The sequence below is a fragment of the Paenibacillus favisporus genome (assembly GCF_040545415.1).
Classification (GTDB): Bacteria; Bacillota; Bacilli; order Paenibacillales; family Paenibacillaceae; genus Paenibacillus_AQ; species Paenibacillus_AQ favisporus.
Genome location: NZ_JBEPLV010000002.1, coordinates 442,256 through 457,606, shown reverse-complemented (window position 1 = coordinate 457,606; position 15,351 = coordinate 442,256). Strand labels below are relative to the sequence as shown.

Annotated in this window: 11 protein-coding genes and 2 tRNA genes; 8 read left to right on the top strand and 5 right to left on the bottom strand. The window is 53.8% G+C overall.

Going from position 1 to position 15,351, the window contains the following annotated elements:
- Positions 1 to 71: 71 nt before the first annotated feature.
- Positions 72 to 1,016 carry a phosphate ABC transporter substrate-binding protein PstS family protein gene (locus ABID47_RS10175; protein ID WP_354496371.1) on the bottom strand — a complete coding sequence of 315 codons (945 nt, stop codon included), beginning with the start codon at positions 1,014 to 1,016 and terminating at the stop codon, positions 72 to 74.
- Between the two features lie 197 nt (positions 1,017 to 1,213).
- On the opposite strand from ABID47_RS10175, the gene ABID47_RS10170 reads away from it, so the two are divergent.
- The 6 genes from ABID47_RS10170 (at position 1,214) to ABID47_RS10145 (ending at position 7,872) form a co-directional block, all read left to right on the top strand.
- A complete protein-coding gene (locus ABID47_RS10170) occupies positions 1,214 to 2,122 on the top strand; it encodes a LysR family transcriptional regulator (RefSeq protein WP_354496369.1) in 909 nt (302 codons plus the stop codon).
- 248 nt (positions 2,123 to 2,370) lie between these two features.
- Entirely contained in the window at positions 2,371 to 3,129 is a 759-nt protein-coding gene (locus ABID47_RS10165; protein WP_089546015.1) for a metal ABC transporter ATP-binding protein, read from the top strand.
- The gene (locus tag ABID47_RS10160) at positions 3,129 to 3,992 is read left to right on the top strand and encodes a metal ABC transporter permease (protein ID WP_145159848.1); all 864 of its coding nucleotides are present in this window, start codon (positions 3,129 to 3,131) and stop codon (positions 3,990 to 3,992) included. The genes ABID47_RS10165 and ABID47_RS10160 overlap by 1 nt, the downstream gene beginning before the upstream one ends.
- Positions 3,993 to 4,059: 67 nt before the next feature.
- Positions 4,060 to 5,004, top strand: a complete 945-nt coding sequence (locus ABID47_RS10155; protein WP_354496366.1) for a metal ABC transporter substrate-binding protein — start codon at positions 4,060 to 4,062, stop codon at positions 5,002 to 5,004.
- A gap of 454 nt (positions 5,005 to 5,458) precedes the next feature.
- Positions 5,459 to 7,618, top strand: a complete 2,160-nt coding sequence (locus ABID47_RS10150) for a sulfatase-like hydrolase/transferase (protein WP_354496364.1) — start codon at positions 5,459 to 5,461, stop codon at positions 7,616 to 7,618.
- Positions 7,619 to 7,798: 180 nt separating this feature from the next.
- A tRNA-Pro gene (locus ABID47_RS10145) sits at positions 7,799 to 7,872 on the top strand.
- A gap of 185 nt (positions 7,873 to 8,057) precedes the next feature.
- Here the strand turns inward: ABID47_RS10145 and ABID47_RS10140 are convergent.
- Positions 8,058 to 9,410, bottom strand: coding sequence for an MATE family efflux transporter (locus tag ABID47_RS10140; protein ID WP_354496362.1), 1,353 nt, complete (start codon positions 9,408 to 9,410; stop codon positions 8,058 to 8,060).
- A gap of 158 nt (positions 9,411 to 9,568) precedes the next feature.
- Here ABID47_RS10140 and ABID47_RS10135 point away from each other — a divergent pair, with 158 nt between their 5' ends.
- Complete coding sequence (locus ABID47_RS10135; RefSeq protein WP_116232430.1) at positions 9,569 to 10,255, top strand: TetR/AcrR family transcriptional regulator; 687 nt, start codon at positions 9,569 to 9,571, stop codon at positions 10,253 to 10,255.
- Between the two features lie 77 nt (positions 10,256 to 10,332).
- On the opposite strand, the gene ABID47_RS10130 is transcribed toward ABID47_RS10135, so the two are convergent.
- Complete coding sequence (locus ABID47_RS10130; protein WP_354496360.1) at positions 10,333 to 11,517, bottom strand: MFS transporter; 1,185 nt, start codon at positions 11,515 to 11,517, stop codon at positions 10,333 to 10,335.
- Positions 11,518 to 11,675: 158 nt separating this feature from the next.
- On the opposite strand from ABID47_RS10130, the gene ABID47_RS10125 reads away from it, so the two are divergent.
- Entirely contained in the window at positions 11,676 to 12,605 is a 930-nt protein-coding gene (locus ABID47_RS10125) for an AraC family transcriptional regulator (RefSeq protein ID WP_354496358.1), read from the top strand.
- Between the two features lie 129 nt (positions 12,606 to 12,734).
- Here ABID47_RS10125 and ABID47_RS10120 read toward each other — a convergent pair.
- Positions 12,735 to 12,818: transfer RNA gene (locus tag ABID47_RS10120), tRNA-Leu, on the bottom strand.
- Between the two features lie 183 nt (positions 12,819 to 13,001).
- Positions 13,002 to 15,341 (bottom strand): glycoside hydrolase family 65 protein, encoded by a 2,340-nt coding sequence (locus ABID47_RS10115; RefSeq protein WP_354496356.1) that lies wholly within the window; start codon positions 15,339 to 15,341, stop codon positions 13,002 to 13,004.
- Between the last annotated feature and the right edge of the window lie 10 nt (positions 15,342 to 15,351).

Sequence of the window (15,351 nt, the reverse complement as noted above, 5' to 3'; positions counted from 1 at the left end):
AGGCAGAAGTTGGTCTCTCCGCCTCTTGTCGTACATATTCAGTGTTTCATGAGAGCTCAAGGAACCTGATGTTATTTCGTGATGTTGCCGTCCTTGTCGCGTTTCACTTCCATTTTGGAAGCCGGAATGTATCCGAGCTCAACCACGTCGCCGTTTTGCACGGCATCCGAAGTCATGTAGTCCAGGAACGCCTTCACTTCCGGAGCAGGCTCACCTTTGGTGTACATGTGCTCGTAAGCCCATACTGGGTATTTACCGGAGGCTACGTTCTCTTCCGTTGCTTCCACACCGTCATATTTCAGAGTTTTCACTTTGTCGTCCAGGTAGGACAGAGCAAGGTATCCGATGGCACCTGGCGTTTCGGAAATGATCTTTTTCACCGTACCGGAAGAATCTTCTTGGATCGAACCTTGCAGGTCTTCGGTCTTCGTTCCGAGTGCATATTTTTCAAACGTTGCGCGGGTACCGGAGCTTGCAGGACGGTTGACGATTACGATCTTTTCATCCTTGCCGCCAACGTCTTTCCAGTTCGTCACTTTACCTGTGAAAATATCAACCAGCTGCTGTTTCGTCAGGCTGTCTACGCCTGCGTCAGGATTCGTTACAGCCGCCATGGCTACAACGGCCACTTGATGGTCAACGAGTTCTTTGGCTTTGTCTGCATCCAGCTTTTCTTCAGCAAATACGTCGGAGTTCCCGATGTTGGCCTGGCCGCCAGAAACTTGAGTCAGGCCGGTGCCGCTGCCGCCGCCTTGGACTTGAACTTGGATTTGGGAATATTGGGACTCGCCCATGAATTTTTGCGCCACTTGCTCGACGAGCGGTTGAAGCGCGGTGGATCCTACAGCCAGCACGGAACCGCTGAGCGTTTCCCCTGCCGCCGGTTTATCTTCAGTCGTGGTTGTTCCCGCAGCACTGCTGCCGTCTGAGGTTGCGTTGTTTTTGCTGCCGCAGGCAGCCAGCATAAGTACCAGGACCAACGTACAAAACATAAGTAACGGTTTTTTGAATTTCATAATCTAATGTTTCCCCCCATTTTGGTTTGCCGTGTAACTCTATGAAGTTTACCGACAAGTTCATTGTAGTTCTCTATCATTTTGTAAAATGATGCGTTTTGTAAAAAGAAAGATAAATATCAGAATATAATCTTTATGAGTCTATAGATTAATTCTATAATGAAGAGGAATCGGACGTGACCGAGGGGGAATCATCGTTGAATTTGTTAAAATTGCAAATCCTTGTTTATATTGAAAAATACAAGAAGGTAACCGACGTAGCCAAAGAGCTGGATATGAAACAGCCGACCGTTACCTTTCATATGAAAAGCTTAGAGGAAGAACTGGGCATCGCCCTCTTCGAGTCCAGGCGGGGCCGCATCCTCTTAACCGACGCCGGCAAGGCGCTGTACCCTTACGCCGTCAAAATGACGGGGCTGGCTGCCGAGGCGCGGAAGGCCGTGCAGGACTACGCCGATTTGGGCAAGGGCATTCTTCATATCGGCGCCGACAGCCTGATGGGGACGATTCACCTGCCCAAACTCGTCAACCGGTTCTGCCGGCAGTATCCCGGCATCCAGATCGAGCTGACCGTGCAGCCCAGCCGGACCGTTCAGGAGCTGCACTACAACCATGAGGTGGACCTTGCCTTTTATTATTCGCAGGACGTTGCGGCTGCGGGCATCAAGGAAGACCTGCTGCTGGAAGATGAGCTTGTCGTCATTTTTGCGCCGGGACACCCTTTCTCCAGCCTGAAATCGCTGAGCGACCAGCTGGTCGCCCAACACTTCTTCATCCAGCATGCCGAAGGCTCTTTTATGCGGGACTTCACCCGGACCTACGCGATCGAGAGCGGAATCCATTTGTGGGAACGCATGATCATCAATTCGCCGGAGTCGGTCAAGCACACGGTAGAGGACGGGGATTTCATCTCCTTCTTCCCCTTGTCCGGCATCGCAAGCGAGCTCGCCGCCGGAAGTCTCCAATACTTGCCCGCCCCCGGTCCCGCAGGCAAATCGGTCAAGGCCTATATGGCCTATCACGCCGATCAGCCCTATTCGCCGCTCAGGGAGCAGTTCAAGCACTTCGTCAAACAGCAAATCACCGAGCAGGATATGAAGCCCTGATTCCACGGAATCAGGGCTTTTTTGGGCTCCGCCCCCTATGATCGCCCCGCATACTAACACTGTTTCGACCTCGTTTTACCCCACGAAAAACGGACAACCCAGGTAAAAAAACACTTTACAATTCTCCCCATCTGTTTTAGCCTATACTCAATAAAGTTTCCTTAGGTAAAAATTTTTATATATGTGCATTAATTTGTCCTAAGGGAAACTTATGTCAAAGTTTTCATAATCCAAAGGAGGTTTATACTATGCTCCCCCGTCACCGCGACCCTTCGGTGTCCGTCGACAGCCTATTCGTCTCCTATCACGGCAAGGATGCCCTTCGCGGCGTCAGTTTTACGCTGCTTCCCGGCAGTATGACCGGTATTATCGGACCCAACGGGGCCGGTAAATCCACGCTGATGAAGTCGCTCCTTGAGCTGATTCCGCGGGACCACGGCGAGGTTCGCATCCTCGGCGGCAGCGTCAAGGAAGCCCGGACCCGCATCGCCTATGTTCCGCAGCGCAGCGAAATTGACATGACGTTCCCGATTACGGTCATCGATACCGTCCTGCTCGGCACCTACCCGAAGCTCGGCCTGCTCAAGAGGCCGCGGCGGCAGCATAAAGAGCTGGCCTACCACTGCCTGGAGAAGGTCGGCATGGAGGATTTCGGCTCCCGGCAGATCGGCGAGCTGTCCGGCGGACAGCAGCAGCGCGTATTTCTCGCCCGGGCGCTCGCCCAGGAGGCGGAGCTGTTCTGCCTGGATGAGCCCTTCGTCGGCGTGGACGCCGCCAGCGAGGAGACGATCGTCGCCATTTTGAAAGAGCTGCGGGATCAGAACCGCACGGTGCTCGTGGTCCATCACGATTTGAGCAAGGCGGAAGCGTATTTCGACGGGCTTGTGCTGCTTAACGGCGAGCTGGTGAAGGCAGGTCCGGCCCGTGAAGTCTGCCGTCCGGACATTCTCAGCCAGGCTTATGCGGCGCAGCTGACCTTTCTCGAAAAGAACGGAGTGGGTGTGTAATGGAATTTCTGAGCGGAATCCTGGAATACGGCTTTTTGCAAAAAGCGCTGCTGACCTCGGTCATGGTCGGAATGATCTGCGGCATTATCGGCTGCTTTATCATTCTGCGCGGCATGGCGCTCATGGGCGACGCGATTTCCCATGCGGTCCTGCCCGGCGTCGCCCTGTCCTACATGCTGGGCATCAACTTCTTTTTCGGCGCCGTGGTCACGGGCGTGCTGACGGCCCTTGGCATCGGATACGTCAGCCAAAACAGCCGGATCAAGAACGACTCGGCTATCGGCATCGTGTTTACGTCCTTTTTTGCCGTCGGCATCATCCTGATTACCTTTGCGAAAAGCTCGACCGACCTGTACCACATCCTGTTCGGCAACGTACTTGCGGTCCGCGCCTCCGACATGTGGATCACGCTGATCATCGGCATCGTGATCGCCGCGGTCGTCTACTTGTTCTACAAAGAGCTGCTGGTCAGCTCGTTCGATCCGGTTATGTCCGCGGCATACGGGCTGCCCGGGCGGCTTATCCATTACCTGCTGATGACCCTGCTCACCCTCGTGACCGTCGCCTCTCTGCAGACCGTCGGGATCATCCTCGTCGTCGCCATGCTGATCACCCCTGCCTCCACCGCTTATCTGCTGACCAACCGGCTGTGGGTGATGATTTATCTGGCCGCCGGCTTCGGCGCGTTATCAGCCGTGGTGGGGCTGTATTTCAGCGTCAAATACAATCTGGCCTCCGGTGCAGCCATCGTGCTCGCGTCAGCTGTCTGGTTCATGCTGGCATTGGCCTTTTCACCAAAACAGGGCGTCCTGTGGCGGCATTTCCGTTCCCGGCGCAAAAAGGCGGCGCTGAAAGGACTTTGACGCCGTCTGCCCGGAAGGCAGCAGGGTTCGCGCCGCAATGATTCTTTTTAAATAGGAGGGAAATCGTATGAAACATAAAAGGAAGGTTTGGCTCGGAGCCGTACTTATGCTGGTCCTGGCACTTTCCGCCGGCTGCTCCGGTCAAACCGGGAATAAAGCCGGCTCTTCCGGGGAGAAGCCGGTCGTGCTGACCACGTATTCGATCCTGTACGATATCGTGAAGCAGGTTGCTGGGGACCGCGTAGAGCTGTATTCGATCGTGCCGGTCGGCACGGACCCCCATGAATATGATCCGCTGCCTGCGGATCTCAAGCATGCCAGCGATGCCGATGTCATTTTCTATAACGGGCTTAATCTGGAGACGGGGAACGGCTGGTTCGCCAAACTGCTGGAGACGTCGGGAAAAGCGGGGGAAGAGGCCCCTGTCTATGCACTGAGCGAAGGCGTGGAGCCGATGTACCTGACCTCCGCCGGCAAGGAATCCGAGCAGGATCCGCATGCCTGGCTGAGCATTGAGAACGGGATCCGTTATGCGGAGAACGCCCTTGCGGCTCTGACGAAAGCGGACCCGGCCAACCGTGAATATTATGAGCAGAATGCCGGGAACTATATCGAGGAATTGAAGAAGCTGCACGATGATGCCGTGACACGCTTTGCCGACATCCCGGAGGAACGCCGGGTTCTCGTTACAAGCGAAGGGGCTTTTAAATATTTTTCCGCGGCTTACGGGCTGAAAGCCCAATACATTTGGGAGATCAATACGGAGAACCAGGGCACCCCTGAGCAGATGAAGCGGATTATCGATATCGTGAAGGCGGAGCAGGTGCCTGCATTGTTTGTGGAGACCAGCGTGGATCCGCGCAGTATGGAGAGCGTCTCCAAGGAGACCGGGGTTCGGATATTCGGCAAGGTGTTCACCGATTCCACCGGCAAGCCCGGGGAAGAAGGAGACAGCTACCTCACCATGATGAAATGGAACCTCGATACAATTCATGCCGGATTGACGAAGTAACGGGTCCCTCCGCCTTTTTCCACACAGCATCTCCCCTTCTCACCGATGGAATGATCCTGTCTCTTCCTATATATAATAGAGTGATGACATCCTTCTTCATCAATCATCAGCCCGGTTCGGGAGGCTATGCCCAGCCGGGTCCACCCCCTCTTTCGCATCCCGGGCGATTCTTGCAATTCCCTGGGCCCTGTGCTTAAATTGCAATAGTGTAATAGTTACTATTAACTTCATTGTCCCGCGTATGGCCCGGCTTAGCACAGGTGTCCAAGCCTTGTGTTTGCTGTGGCCTGATGGCGTTTTTGATAAGGGGTAATCCATGATGCTGAAGAGGGAACGCGGGCGGCCCGCCGGCAGGACAACCTGCGGATGACAGACCGTACGCTGCTGATTCCTATACGCCCTTGAATGGGCTTGGCGATCTGTGTGGAAATTACGAAAGGGGCGTCGATTGATTTTGCATAACCGTTTTTCATGGAGAGCGCTGATAGGTAAACCTTTTATCTTCTTCTCCATAGTCATGATTTTAAAAATGCTTCTGGTCTGGACGGTCGTGTTCAGGGAAAATGCCGGAGGCTTCGGCATGATGCTGCTGACGGGCATACCGCCCGTATGGCTGCTCTTCTGCCTGATCGAAACGCTGGCCTACCGCAAGAAGCTGGTCACCTACCTGATTGTGGACCTGGTTCTGACCATTATTTATTTTGCCGTCATTATGTACTATAAGTATTTCGGAGTTATCGTTACTTATCATGAGCTTCGCCAAGTAAACCAGGTATCGGAGGTCAACAGCAGCGTCTTTTCGCTCATGGATCCGTATTACTTGTTCATTTTCACCGATATCGTCGTGCTGTTCATCCTTATCTGTTCCAGCCGGCGGTTCCGCGCCTTTGGCCGCAGCTTGTCCGTCCGAACGGGTCGCCCGTGGTTTGCTGGGGGAGCCGTCCTGGCACTGATCGCCTGTGCCGCGTGCATTTTTCCGTTCCGGAGCGGGATGAACGAATTCCAGCAGGCCCGGGATATGGGGATTCTCAACTATGAAGCGTATGTCGGCTTTGCCCCTTCCAAGAACATCAAGGTCGACGCCAAGTCGGTCACGCCTGAGGCGGTTGCCCAGGTGAAAGGAACGACCGAGCCGGCTCAGCCGGCATACTGGGGTGCCGCCAAGGGCAAAAACGTCATCGTCATTCAGCTCGAAGCGTTCCAGAATTTCCTCGTCAACCTGAAGATCGACGGCAAGGAAATTACCCCGAACATGAACAAGCTGGTCAAAGATCATATGTATTTCCCGCATTTCTTCCAGCAGGTCGGTCAGGGAAATACGGCGGATGCCGAATTCGTCGTGAACACTTCCCTCTACGTTCCGTCCAACGGGGCTGCTTCCGAGGTGTATGCGGACAAGGCGCTGCCGAGCGCGCCCAAAACGTTCGCCGCGAGCGGCTATCAGACGGCGACGTTCCATACGAACAGCGTCGTGTTCTGGAACCGGGATCAGCTGTATAAAGCGCTTGGTTGGGAAAAATATTACGACGACAAGTTTTTCGGCAAAAATGACCTCGTTTCGTTCGGTTCATCGGACGAGCTGCTATATGCCAAGACGGCCGACGAGCTGGCACGGATGCAGGGAACCGGCAAGCCGTTCTACGTGCAGGTCATTTCCATGTCGGGCCATCACCCGTTCCGCATCCCGGAGCGCAAGTTCAAGATGGAGCTTCCCGACCGTTATAAGGGAACCCTTGTCGGGGATTATATCCAGTCCCAGAACTATGCCGACTACGCCCTCGGCCAGTTCGTGGACGAGCTGAAGAAAAACGGCGTCTGGGACAACAGCGTCATCGTCCTGTACGGTGATCATCAGGGACTTCCGATATATTCACTCAATAACAAAGAGAAAAAGCTGATGAAGGAAATTTACGGACGGGAGTACACCCTCCCTGATATGATGAACATCCCGCTCGTCCTCTCCGTGCCGAACCAAAAAGCCCAGACGCTGGAGCAGGTCGGCGGGCAGTCGGATATTTTCCCGACGCTGGCCAATCTGATCGGCGTCTCGCTGAAGAACCAAGTGCACTTCGGCCAGGATCTGCTCAACCAGAACAGTCCCGTGCTGCCGCAGCGGTATTACCTCCCGTCGGGCTCGTTTATTTCGGCTAAGGGAGCGTTCGTACCGGGCTCCGGTTACGCCGACGGGGTGACCTATCCGCTGAACGGAGGCAAGGTCACCAAACCGCTGGATTCCAAGGAAACGTACGAGCGGGCGCACAAGCTGATCAGCATGTCGGATGCTTACGTGGCGGCGCTGCCGGAGTGGAAGGATCAGGAGAAGGAGCATGCGAACACGGATGCGAATACGGATTCGAATACGGATGCAAACACGGGGGCGACTTCTCCTCCGGCCGGATCCGGAGCAGGGACTTCCCCGGCAGATGATCAAACGAGCAGCACGAAACCAGCCGATGCCAAGACAGATGGGACCAAACCGGCAGATGCCAAAGCTAGCAGCACTCCAACAGATACCCAGGCTGGCAATACACCAGCGGGCAGCAAGCCAGGCAATACCACCCCTGCGAATGATTCGGAAAAGCCGTCCAAGCCGGGCGATGCTGAAGGCAAATAAAACTTACGCTTTAGAAACCAAACAAGACCGGAAGGAATCTTTGCGATTCCCCCGGTCTTTTCATTTGCTGGCAGCACAGGATCATTTTGCCCAATCGTTAAACGAATTGTGAATTTTTCTTTTACCCCCTTTACAAAATGTAAAATCGGAGTAAATTTTATAGTATAAGCTTTCTCTTAACGAGACGTGGCTCAGCTTGGTAGAGCGCTTGCTTCGGGAGCAAGAGGTCGCAGGTTCAAATCCTGTCGTCTCGATCTTTTATACAATCAACGGTTGCGGGGTGGTTGACCGCAGCTTTTTTGTGTTCAAGAACAACAGATGTCTACATATCACAATCATAGCAGTAAAAGAGCATCGGCCTCATTTTCGTGGTAAGCCTCTCTCCCCTTTATTGCTTCGCAAAATGTAATCTCCTCAACGTACGATAACCCTATGTCTTCTACTGTACTAAACTTTCCATATCGGGCTGCAATTTGTTCCGCAAAACATACAGCATAATTGCCCCAACCAGGAACGCGGCGGCATCCGCGATGACGAGCGACCAGACTACCCCGTGGAAGCCGTTCATTCGATTGGCGATATAGAGTACAGGAATCAGCGTAACTCCTTGAATAATGGACATAATAAACGCAGCGGTTCCTTGAGCTGTCGCTTGGAAGATCCCCGTAAACAACGTGGTCATGCCTGTAATGAACAAGGATAAGAACGTCACATGCAGAATATAGCTGCCCATTTCGATTAATTGCGGGTCATTCGTAAATAAACCGATCAAGTGGTCGGAAATCAAATAGACGATGATGCCGAACGCGACGGCTAACGCTACAATCGTTTTGATCGTAAATCCGATCGTTTGCTTCATACGCAATTTATTCGCTGTAAAAGAGAAAGCAATCAATGGCACGACTCCCTCACATAAACCCATCAGAATAAACTCGGGAAACTGCAATAAGCGCGATGAAATTCCGTAAGCTGCAACGGCCTGATCCCCATATTCTACAAGAAAACGATTAAAGATGAGCGACATGGCCCCCAAAAAGATGCTCATAATAAAGACGGGCACTCCAATTTTGATGACATTGCTCAAAATCTCTTTGGACGCCTTAAACCATTTAACGGAGATGGTTAAAAATGAGCTCTTGTATCCCATATGGTAGGCGTAGAAGACGCTCGCGACCAGGTTGGAAACGACCGTAGCTGACGCAACGCCGATCACGTCCCAATGAAAAGCGAAGATGACCAGCACATCGAGAATAATATTCACGACAACACTCAGAATCATCCCCATCATCGACGTCATTGCCGCACCCTCCGAGCGTACGATATTTTCCAGTGTAAAAAATAAGATGACGAATGGTGAACCAATAAGCATCATCGTGACATAGTCCTTCGTGAAGCCGAAGGAGTCGGGCGTTGCCCCCAGGCCATGGACAATGGGATCAATCAGCGGGATACCTACGGCCATCACGATAAGACCAATAACTAAACTGCTGTAAAAAGCGAATGAAGACACATGCTTGACATCATCCAATTTTTTCTCTCCCAGCAAACGGGAAATGAAGGTACCGCCTCCGATGCCAATCAAGTTGCCCAGTGCCATAATGATGGCGAACAACGGCAAGGTTAACGCGAGAGCGGTTAACATCGCCGTATTGTGGAGTGTGCCCAGGAAATAGGCATTCAATATGGAATAGATGACACTCATTGACGTGCCCAGCATCATCGGTACAGCGAAGTGAGCTACGGCTTTGGCGACCGGTGCCTTTTCAAAGTAATAAAGATTTTCTGTATCCATGCGGGTCCCTGCTTTCTTTATTGATTTAGGTCAACCGTCTAACAGTGCAGATGTCATCTTACAGTGTTAGTTTGAACCTTACAGTGTTAGATGATATCATGGTCTTATGAACATGTAAAGCATAAACTTACACTGTTAGGTAAAAGGATGGATTCCCGATGAAAAAACAGCAGCCTCAGATTTCGGAGGATCGGATTTTGGAAGCCTCGTGGGAGCTTCTTGGCGAGGAAGGTATCGAAAAGTTCAGCATGAGACGATTGGCCGACCGGCTGGGGATTCAGGCTCCCTCGATATACTGGTACTTCAAGAGCAAACAAAATCTCTACCAGCGTCTGGCCAACCAGGTATCGAAAATTATTCTGGAGGAGTACCACGCCGAGGGGGACTGGAAGGAGCAGCTGAAGGGGCTAGCGGTAACGGTGCGAAGCGTGCTCGGCCGGTATCCCTGCTCCACGCAGCTTATGATGTTGACGCTGCCCCACGAACCGGACATCATCCGGTTCACCAACCGGATGCTGCTCTGCGTGGAATCGACGCCGCTCGAGCAGGAGCAAAAAATGCAAGTGGTTCTTACGCTGATGAATTATATTTTCAACTTCGTTCTGGACGATTATGAGCACCAGCGCAATGTCTCCGCGATTGTTAAGGAGCACGGAGAAGGAGCGCTTCCAGGTGAGGAGATGATTCGCCTTCTGGACTCCATGAGCGAGACGGATGCCGGACTGTTCCGGAGGATGTTCAAGAACGGGCTGTTCGAGCTGATGGGGACAGACAAGGCGTTCGAGTTCGGACTAAAGCTGATTCTGCTCGGGATCGAGCAGGTGATCCAGGAGCAGGAGAAATAAAATGCAAAAAACCACCCATCCGGTTATCGGATGGGCGGTTCACTAGGGTTACCTTTTACATGACAGAGACGGCTTTCTCAGGAAGAGCTCTCCTGAAGGGAGTTATCTTCTTTATTATGAATCACCCTGCCTCTGTACAGGGTAACGATGGCCGAAACAATAGCCAGGATAACAATCAGACCTCCGATCCAGGCATTGGCCGTAACCTCATAACGGCTGATCACCACGCCGCCGATGGCAGATCCCGCAGCTACGCCGAGATGCAGCGAGGAGGTATTTAGGGAGAGCTGGATGTCCGCCGACTTTGGTGCAAGCCGCACCAAATAGCTTTGAATAGCCGGACTTGGCGCCATGTTAAACGCACACCAGACGATGACGACGGGCAGCAAGCGCAGCATGGAGGCAGCTGCCCAGGGCAGAAGCAGGATCGCCATGGCGTGGAGCAGCAGCGTGACGATCATTGTCCGGGCTGCCCCAAAGCGGTCGGCCGCCCACCCTCCAATCCACCCCCCTGCAATGCCGGCGAGCCCATAAACCAGCAAGACGAAGCTGATTTGACCGGGAGACAGGTTCAACATGGTCTGTAAAAACGGCGTGATATAGGCATAGATCGTAAACTGGCCCGTCATTTGCAGAATGGAGACGAGATGGGCGAACACAATTTTAGAATTTCCCAACGTACGCAGCTGTTCCCGCATCGGAAGCTTAGGCGGAGACGCCGCTTGGGGCAGAAATTTCATGATGCATATCGTCACAATGAACGAAAGTACGCCAATAAAAGCAAAGGTTGCCCGCCAGCCCCAAGCCTCGCCGATCAATGTCCCCAGCGGAACGCCGAGCACGAGGGCGCCGCTGATCCCCATAAAGATCATTCCAATCGCACGCCCTTTTGCTTCAGGGGTCACAATCCCCGAAGCCAGGGTGATCGACAGAACGACAACAATGGAGCAGCTTGCCGCCAGAATAACCCTGGATAGCAGCAGCATCGTAAAATTCGGACTTAACATAGACATGATATTTCCAGCCGTAAACACCAGCATGGCGATGACCAGCAGCCTTCGGCGCTCAACCTTCGTAGTTAAAGCGATCAAGACGGGGGATCCTAAGGCGAAAACCAGAGAATACACCGAAACCAGTTGGCCGGCCACACCGACGGAAACGCGCAGATCCCGGGCGATCATATCCAAAATCCCAGCAATGACCAGTTCAACGGAGCCTACTGTAAAGGCAGCCAGCGCCAGAATGAAAATGCGCTTATCCATTACTCTTCCTCTCCTTTCTTTCAACCTGATTATGAACCAGCCGAAAAAAGCAGAGGTAGTCTAAAAATCGCAAATGATTGCCTGATTCTCTCAAAACGATTCATCGCTGGATCCAACAGGGCTTATAATGGACATAGATAAGGAGGGGAAAACAATTCATGCGGGATTTATCCAACCACGCCAATTCCTTGGTTTCGTATCAGAAGGAATTGTCCCTATTGATGGAAAAACATACGGACGGAGACGGCATTCACGAGACGCTCATTCCTTCCCTTTCCCTGATTCGCAGTTCGAAAACGACGTTCCCTTCGTTTTCGGTCCATGAACCGGAGCTGTGCATCGTCTCCCAAGGTTCGAAGGTGGTCATGCTTGCAGACGAGAGCTTTACGTATGGGCCGTCCAGCTATCTGGTCATCTCCCTGGATTTGCCCGTCTCCGCACAGATTATTGAAGCATCGCCTGATGTGCCTTATTTGTGCTTCAGGCTTAAACTTAACCTAAAAGATGCGTTGGACTTAGTAAACGAGGCGAATCCGGTATCCCGGAAGAAGCTCCGTTCGAAACGGGGGTTATTCGTGGAACAATCGACTGCTCCTCTCTTGGACGCGGCTGTCAGGCTCACACGCCTGCTCGATAACCCGGAGGATATACCGATACTGGCACCGCTCATCGTTCGTGAAATCTTATATCGGATTTTGCAGGGAGAGCAAGGAGACGTATTAAGGCAAATGGCCTTGAGGGGAAGCAGCTCGAACCGAATTGCCGTGGTGGTAGAGCAGCTTAAGCGGGAATACATGGAGCCGCTGCGGATCGATGAGCTGGCGGCAGCTGCCCATATGGCCCCCTCCTCCCTGCACCGTCATTTTAAGGAGGTCACGGCCATGAGCCCGCTGCAGTACCAAAAGCAGCTGCGGCTGCAGGAGGCCCGCCGTCTCTTGTTATCCGAATCTGCCGATGCAGCGGATGTGGCTTTTCGAGTCGGTTACGAAAGTCCGTCCCAATTCAGCCGCGAATACGCCCGGCTTTTCGGCCTTCCGCCGATCAGCGACATCACGCGGCTTCGGGAGCAGTTAGGCCGGGTGCCCTGATCCAAGAGCCCCCGGCTCAAGTCTGTAATCACAATCCTGAAGAGAATAAAAAAAACGCCTATCGGCGTAAATAAACATAAAAATAGGATCATGCATTGCCTTTCAGCAATCACATGATCCTATCAACGATGCGGTCGAGAGGACTCGAACCTCCACGGGGGTTAGCCCACACGGACCTGAACCGTGCGCGTCTGCCAATTCCGCCACGACCGCATATTCAGTTGGTCACGTTCGAAATGTTTTTTTCTTAGCGACAAGATAGATCTTACCATGGATCCATTATCATCGTCAAGCGTTTCGCCAAACTTTTTTTATAAAGATGAAAAGCGGAGTTCCGGGACGAATCTGCCGGGTGATTCCCCGGTGTCCTTCGTTCCAAAACCCCGCCGTTTTTCGTTACCTTCTGACCGTCTTCCCTGCCTCAAGGGTCAGCTCTTCCCCCTTGTGACGGATCTGCAGCGATTCACCCTCCAGAAGTCCATATTCCGTTCCTTCCGCGTCGACAAGCACCTCCAGAAGCCGGCCTTGGTTCATGATCCGGAAGCGATAGCTGTCCCACTGCCCCGGCAGCGCCGGCGCAAATTCCAGCATGCCGTCTACCAAGCGCATGCCCGCAAACCCGTATACGATGGACATCCAGGACCCGGCCATGGCCGCCGTATGCAGCCCGTCCTTGGCATTCCGGTTGATGTCATCCAGATCCATGCGCACCGTCCGGTCGAAATAAGCATACGCTTCTTCGAGTTCGCCGATCTCGGCCGAGACGATGCTGTGAATGCACGGCGACAGTGAGGAATCATGCGTCGTCAAAGGCTCATAGTAGCGGTAGTTCCGGATCTTCTCCTCCATCGTGAACCGTTCGCCGAGCAGGAACAGCGCCAGCACCAGATCGGCCTGCTTCAGCACCTGGTGGCGGTAGATGACGAGCGGATGAAAATGCAGAAGCAGAGGGTACTTGTCGGCCGGCGTGTTCTGAAAATCCCATTTGGCCTTCGTCAGGAACGTATCGTCCTGCGCATAGATGCCGAGTTCTGCATCATACGGCACGAACATGTTCTCCGCGGCCCTGCCCCAAAGCGCGATTTCCTCGTCCGTCAGGCTGATCGCCGCCCGAAGGCGCTGATCTTCCGCCGGATGTGATTCCGCCAGCCAGCCGGCCACCTGCACCGCGTAGCGCAGCTGATCCTGCACCATAAGGTTCGTATAGGCGTTATTGTTGACGATGGCCGTATACTCGTCAGGTCCGGTCACGCCGTCGATGCAGAATTTTCCGTCGCGGGCGGGGTTGAAGTGTCCAAGGTCCAGCCAGAACCTCGACGTCTCAAACAATATTTCGGCGCCCTCATTCAGCAGGAAATCGGAATCTCCGGTGGCGGACACATACTGCTTGATCCCGTAGGCAATGTCCGCGTTGATGTGGGCCTGGGCCGTACCGGCGGGATAATACGACGAGTTCTCTTCCCCGTCGATGGTCCGCCAAGGGAACAAGGCTCCCTTCTGCGACATGACCCGGGCCCGTTCGCGGGCTTTGTCCAGCGTGGCGTAGCGGAAATGCAGCAGCGCCCTGGCAATATCCGGCCGGGTATAGGTGAAGAACGGCAGCATGTACATTTCCGTATCCCAGAAGTAATGGCCTTCATATCCTTCGCCTGTGAGACCCTTGGCGCCGATGTTTGTCGCGCCGTCCCGGCCGACGGACTGCAGCAGCTGAAACGCATTGAAGCGGATGCCCTGCTGCAGTGCAGGGTCGCCGGCGATTTCCACGTCGGCGGTTTTCCAGAACTGTTCGAGAAAAGACAGCTGTTCTTGGGCAAGCACCTCAAACCCCGACTGCCGAGCCATCCGCTGAACCTCTTCTGCACGGACAAGCAGCTCCCCTTCGGCATAATCCTTGGACGTATGGTACGTGACGTATTTGGTGAGGGCTGCGCTCTCCCCCTGCCGGAGTGATACGGTAAATTCGGATGCCGCATACTCGTTCTCCGACCACGCCGAAGTCTGGGAGGGCTGATTCGTCTGCAGATCATGGCTCATGGCCGTCAGGAGCACAAATCCCGAATGCCGGGTACGCTGTCTCATCCAGGACAGCTCTCCGTCACGGCCCGAATCTTCGAGCAGCAAGCTCTGCTCAGCCTTGGCGGCGCCCAGACGGGGATCGCCGTTGTTGTTCTGCGATGCGATCTTACCGTCCAGCGCGGAGGTCAGGCTGATGGCCCCGCTGAAATTAAGGGCGGTGACTTCATAATGGATCGCCGCCAAATGCTTGTGCTGGAGGGCGGCGAACCGGCGGATCCGGATCCGGGCACGCTGGCCGCCGGGTGCTTCCCACTCGATCTCGCGCGTCAGCATCCCCTTTTTCATGTCCAGCTCCCGCCGGTAGTCGTGGACGACGCCGCTGTTCAGATGGAACAGCTGGCCCTCGATCCGCAGCTCCACCCGCTGTGCGTTGGTCACGTTCAGCATCGCGTGATTCCGCTCCGGATACCCGTACGCCCCTTCCGGATACACGATCGGCTCGGAGTCATAGAACCCGTTCAGATAGTTGCCGGTGACGGAGTTGCCCAACATGCCGTAAAAGCCTTCCTCGAAATTGCCGCGCATGCCGATATATCCGTTGCCTATGGCAAATAGGCTTTCGCTGCGCTGGTTGTTTGCCTCGTCATACGTTTCCTCGGACAGACTCCATGCCTCATAAGGGTACAGCGGCTGCGGCCTCACATACGTTTCCATTCTCATCTTCGACTTC

Coding starts and splice junctions, on each gene's coding strand:
- ABID47_RS10135 (WP_116232430.1), top strand. CDS start 9,569: ATGAAAAAACAGCAGCCTCAGATTTCGGAGGATCGGATTTTGGAAGCC.
- ABID47_RS10140 (WP_354496362.1), bottom strand. CDS start 9,410: ATGGATACAGAAAATCTTTATTACTTTGAAAAGGCACCGGTCGCCAAA.
- ABID47_RS10155 (WP_354496366.1), top strand. CDS start 4,060: ATGAAACATAAAAGGAAGGTTTGGCTCGGAGCCGTACTTATGCTGGTC.
- ABID47_RS10130 (WP_354496360.1), bottom strand. CDS start 11,517: ATGGATAAGCGCATTTTCATTCTGGCGCTGGCTGCCTTTACAGTAGGC.
- ABID47_RS10115 (WP_354496356.1), bottom strand. CDS start 15,341: ATGAGAATGGAAACGTATGTGAGGCCGCAGCCGCTGTACCCTTATGAG.
- ABID47_RS10175 (WP_354496371.1), bottom strand. CDS start 1,016: ATGAAATTCAAAAAACCGTTACTTATGTTTTGTACGTTGGTCCTGGTA.
- ABID47_RS10125 (WP_354496358.1), top strand. CDS start 11,676: ATGCGGGATTTATCCAACCACGCCAATTCCTTGGTTTCGTATCAGAAG.
- ABID47_RS10160 (WP_145159848.1), top strand. CDS start 3,129: ATGGAATTTCTGAGCGGAATCCTGGAATACGGCTTTTTGCAAAAAGCG.
- ABID47_RS10165 (WP_089546015.1), top strand. CDS start 2,371: ATGCTCCCCCGTCACCGCGACCCTTCGGTGTCCGTCGACAGCCTATTC.